Here is a 5,088-nt window from a genome sequence, read left to right on the forward strand (position 1 = left end):
GTGGCACCCTGGGTGCACGGCACACTGTCCCTGCCAGGTGTGACCTCGGTCCCCCGGACGTGCCGGCCGGCTTCGCCGCCACCGTCGCGCTCACCCAGGCGCTCGGGATCGCCGACCTCGGTGCGCCGCTGTGGTGCGCCACCTCGGGCGCGGTGTCGGTCGGTCGTACCGACCCGGTCACCAACCCGACCCAGGCGCTGGTCTGGGGCTTCGGACGGGTCGCCGCCCTGGAGCACCCGGACCGCTGGGGTGGGCTCGTCGACCTGCCCGTCGACCTGGACGAGCGCACCCGAGGGCTGCTCGCCACTGTCCTCTCCGGCGCCACCGGCGAGGACCAGGTGGCACTGCGCAGCAGCGGCGTCTTCGGCCGCCGGCTGGTCCGCGCGCCGCTGGCCGAGACGACCCCGCTCCGTCGCTGGAACCCCGAGGGCACCGTCCTCATCACCGGCGGCACCGGCGCGCTCGGCGGACACATCGCCCGCTGGCTGGCCCGCTCCGGCGCCGGGCACCTGCTGCTGCTCAGCCGTCGTGGACCGGACGCGCCGGGCGCCACCGACCTCGCCACCGAACTCAGCGAGCTGGGCGCCACGGTCTCCGTGGTGGCCTGCGACGCCGGCGACCGGGACGCGCTCGCCGCGGTGCTCGCGGCCGTGCCCGCCGAGCACCCGTTGACCGCCGTGGTGCACACCGCCGCCGCCATCGACGACACCGTCGTCGACGCCCTCGACGTCGACCGGATGTCCCGTGCCCTGCACGCCAAGATGACCGCCGCCACCAACCTGGACGAGCTGACCCGCGACCTGGACCTGTCCGTCTTCATGCTCTGCTCGTCGGTGGCCGGCACCCTGGCCAGCTCCGGCGTGGGCAACTACGCCCCCGCGAACGCCTACCTCGACGCGCTCGCCCAGCAACGCCGGGCGGCCGGACGGCACGCCCTCTCGGTCGCCTGGGGCGCCTGGGACGGCGGCGGACTGGCCGACGGTCGCTTCGGTGACCTGCTGGACCGGCACGGCATGCCCGGCATGGCCCCGGCCCTCGCCATCGAGGCGCTGCGCGGCGCTGTCGACCACGACGAGACGTACCTGGCCATCGCCGACATCGCCTGGGACCGGTACTTCGTCGCCTTCACCGCCACCCGGGCGGCCCCGCTGCTCGACGCGGTGCCCGAGGTGCGGGAGCTGCGCTCGCGCGCCGCGACGACCGAGGCCGGCGACCCGACCGCGACACCCGCCAACGGGTACGCCCAGCAGCTCGCCGGCCAGTCCGAGGCGGACCAGCGGCGCACGCTGCTCGACCTGGTCCGCACCCAGGTGGCCGCGGTGCTCAGCTACCCGTCGCCGGAGGCGGTCGAACCGCGCCGCACCTTCCAGGAGCTCGGCTTCGACTCGGTGACCGGCGTCGAGCTGCGTAACCGGTTGGCCCGCGCCACCGGTCTGCGCCTGCCGGCCACCATGGTCTTCGACCACCCGTCGCCGCACGCCCTCAGCGCCCGCCTGCGCGAGCAGCTCCTGGACACCGACACCGGACCGGCCGCCGCGGCCCCGACGACCGCCGTGGCGGCGGACGAGCCGATCGCCATCGTCGGCATGAGCTGCCGCTACCCGGGCGGTGTCGGCTCCCCGGAGGACCTGTGGCGGCTGGTCGCCACCGACGGCGACGGCATGGGTGTTTTCCCTGCGGATCGGGGCTGGGATTTAGGGGTGTTGTTCGATCCCGATCCCGACAACGCTGGGACCACATACACCCGGACCGGCGGGTTTCTCTACGACGTAGGTGAGTTCGATGCCGAATTCTTTGGTGTCAATCCGCGTGAGGCATTAGCGATGGATCCTCAGCAGCGGTTGTTGTTGGAAGCCTCATGGGAGGCCGTCGAGCGCGCCGGAATCGACCCGGCGGGGCTCGCCGGTTCGCGTACGGGCGTCTTCGCCGGCACCAACGGTTCCGACTACTCCGCCGTGCTGTTCGGCGCCTCCGACGGCCTGGAGGGATATCTGGCCACCGGCAATGCCGGAGCGGTCCTGTCCGGCCGGGTGTCCTACGTGCTGGGTCTGGAAGGGCCGGCGGTCACCGTCGACACGGCCTGCTCGTCGTCCCTGGTGGCGCTGCACCTGGCGGCGCAGGCCCTGCGCAACGGCGAGTGCGATCTCGCACTGGCCGGTGGCGTGACGGTGATGGCCACCCCGTCGTTGTTCGTCGGTTTCTCCCGCCAGCGGGGCCTGGCCGAGGACGGCCGTTGCAAGGCCTTCGCCGGGGCGGCCGACGGCACCGGATTCTCCGAGGGCGTCGGAATGCTGCTCGTGGAGAGGCTTTCCGACGCGCGCCGAAACGGTCACCGCGTCCTCGCCGTGGTACGCGGTTCCGCTGTCAATCAGGACGGCGCGTCGAATGGCCTGACCGCGCCGAACGGACCTTCCCAACAACGCGTCATCCGGGCCGCCCTGGCCAATTCCGGATTGTCCGCCGCAGATGTCGACGTGGTCGAGGCGCACGGCACCGGAACCCGACTCGGCGACCCGATCGAGGCGCAGGCGCTGCTCGCCACCTACGGTCAGGACCGTCCCGCCGACCAGCCGCTGTGGCTCGGGTCGGTCAAGTCCAACATCGGGCACACCCAGGCCGCCGCCGGGGTCGCCGGCATCATCAAGATGGTCGAGGCGCTGCGGCACGAGACCCTGCCCCGCACGCTGCACGTGGACGAGCCGACCCCGCAGGTGGACTGGTCCGACGGCGCGGTGGAGCTGCTCACCGAGCCGCGATCGTGGAGTGCGGGGGAGCGCCCGCGCCGGGCCGGTGTCTCGTCGTTCGGAGTCTCCGGCACCAACGCCCACGTGATCATCGAGGAAGCGCCGGCGGTCGCCGCCGGCGAGGTCGCCGCGACGACGCCGGACGTGCCGTGGCTGCTGGCCGGGCGTACCGCCACGGCGGTCGCCGACCAGGCACGGCAGCTCGCCGCGCTGGACGCCCCGGCCGGCGAGGTGGCCTACTCGCTGGCCGCGACCCGCTCGGCGTTCAGCCAGCGGGCCGTGGTCCTCGGCCCGGAGCACAGCACCGGCCTGAACGCGCTCGTCGACGGTCTGCCGTCGAGTTCGGTGATCACCGGCTCGGCGTACCCCGACGCGCCCGTCGTCTTCGTCTTCCCCGGTCAGGGCTCGCAGTGGGTCGGCATGGCGGTCGGGCTGCTCGACGCCGAACCGGTGTTCGCGGCTCGGATCGCCGAGTGTGCGGCGGCGCTGGCGCCGTTCGTGGACTGGAACCTCCTCGATGTGCTGCGGTCCGACGATCCGTTGGAGCGGGTGGATGTGGTGCAGCCGGTGTTGTGGGCGGTGCACGTCGCGTTGGCCGAGGTGTGGCGGGCCAAGGGCGTGACCCCGGACGCGGTGATCGGCCACTCGCAGGGCGAGATCGCCGCGGCCTGCGTCGCCGGTGTCCTCTCGCTCGGCGACGCCGCCAAGGTGGTCGCGCTGCGCAGCAAGGCCCTGCTGGCGGTTGCCGGCACGGGCGGCATGGTCTCGGTCAACGCCGGTCTGGACGTGGTCACCCCGCTGCTCACCGACGGTGTGACCGTCGCCGTCGTGAACGGCCCGACCAGCGTGGTCGTCGCGGGGGCACCCGCCGACCTGGACGTGTTCTTGGCCGTCGCGAAGGTGGCCGGCGTACGGGCCAAGCGGGTCAAGGTGGATTACGCCTCGCACTGCGCGCTCGTCGAGCCGGTCGAGGCCGAACTCGCCCGCCTGCTCGACGGTGTGCAGCCGCTGCCCGGTGAGGTGCCGGTCCTCTCCACCGTGGAGGGCGGCGGTGCCATGGACGCCGCGTACTGGTACCGCAACCTGCGTCAGCCGGTACGCCTGGACCAGGCCGTCGAGGCCGCGTACACCGCCGGGCATCGAATCTTCGTCGAGGTCAGCGCCCACCCGGTGCTCACCGGCGCGATCGCCGACACCGTCGACGCGGCCACCGTCGGCACCCTGCGCCGCGACGCGGGCGGCACCGACCAGGTCGTCCGAGCCCTGGCCGAGGCCTGGGTACGCGGTGCCCTGGTCGACTGGAACACCGTCATCCCGGCCACCCGGGTCGTCGACCTGCCCACCTACCCGTTCCAGCACCAGCGCTACTGGCCCACCGGTGGCGGCGCGATGGCCGCCTCCGACCCGGTGGACAGCCAGTTCTGGCAGGCCGTCGAGGACGGCGACCTGACCCCGCTGGGCATCACCGGCGACGGCGGAGACCTGCTGCCCGCGCTCGCCACCTGGCGGCGTGCCCGCCGGGAGCGGGGCACCACCGACACCTGGCGCTACACCGTCGGCTGGACCCCGATCCCGGACGCCGGCACCGCACCCCGGCTCGACGGCACCTGGCTGCTCGTCGTGCCCGACACCACCGACCAGCACCGGATCGCCACCGACTGCGCCGCCGCCCTGCGCGAGCATGGCGCCGAGGTCCTGGAGATCGCACCAGCCACCACCGAGCGCAGCGAGCTGGCCGCTCTGCTGAACCGGCTCTCCGACATCGACATCCCGATCGCCGGGGTGCTGTCACTGCTCGCGCTCGACCAACGTCCGGATCGAGAGAACCCGCAGATCACCACCGGGACGACCGCCACGCTGACGCTGCTGCAGACGCTCGGCGACATCGGTTCCCCGGCGAAACTGTGGTGCGTCACCCGTGGGGCGGTTGCCGTCGCCCCCGGCGAGGACGTGCCGCACCCGGCCCAGGCGATGCTCTGGGGCCTTGGACCCGTACTCGAGGCCGAGGACCCGCAGCGCTTCGGCGGGCTGATCGATCTGCCCGACACTCTCGACCCGGTGGCCGGAACCCGGCTCGCCGTCACCCTCCGCGGCGAGCCGGGTTCGACCGGCGAGAACCAGGTGGCGATCCGGTCCGCCGGAGCGGTCGCCCGCCGCCTGCGGCCGGCCCCGCCCACCGGCACGACGCCGACGACCGGCTGGTCGCCCACCGGCACCACACTGGTCACCGGCGGCACCGGCGCGATCGGTCGCCGGCCTCCTTGGAGTTGGCCAGGCTGTACTCCAGGCCCTTGAGCAGCGCCGCGGTGAACCGCTTCACCATCTCGGGCTACTCCTTGGCGAT

The 5,088-nt window shown here is 73.3% G+C and carries 1 pseudogene; it reads left to right on the forward strand.

What is annotated here, in order from left to right:
* Positions 1 to 338 precede the first annotated feature (338 nt).
* A pseudogene (locus tag ACWCO3_RS31285) lies at positions 339 to 4,871 on the forward strand (type I polyketide synthase); the annotation flags it as partial.
* Positions 4,872 to 5,088 lie beyond the last annotated feature (217 nt).

It is taken from the genome of Micromonospora sp. NPDC002411, from assembly GCF_053592955.1.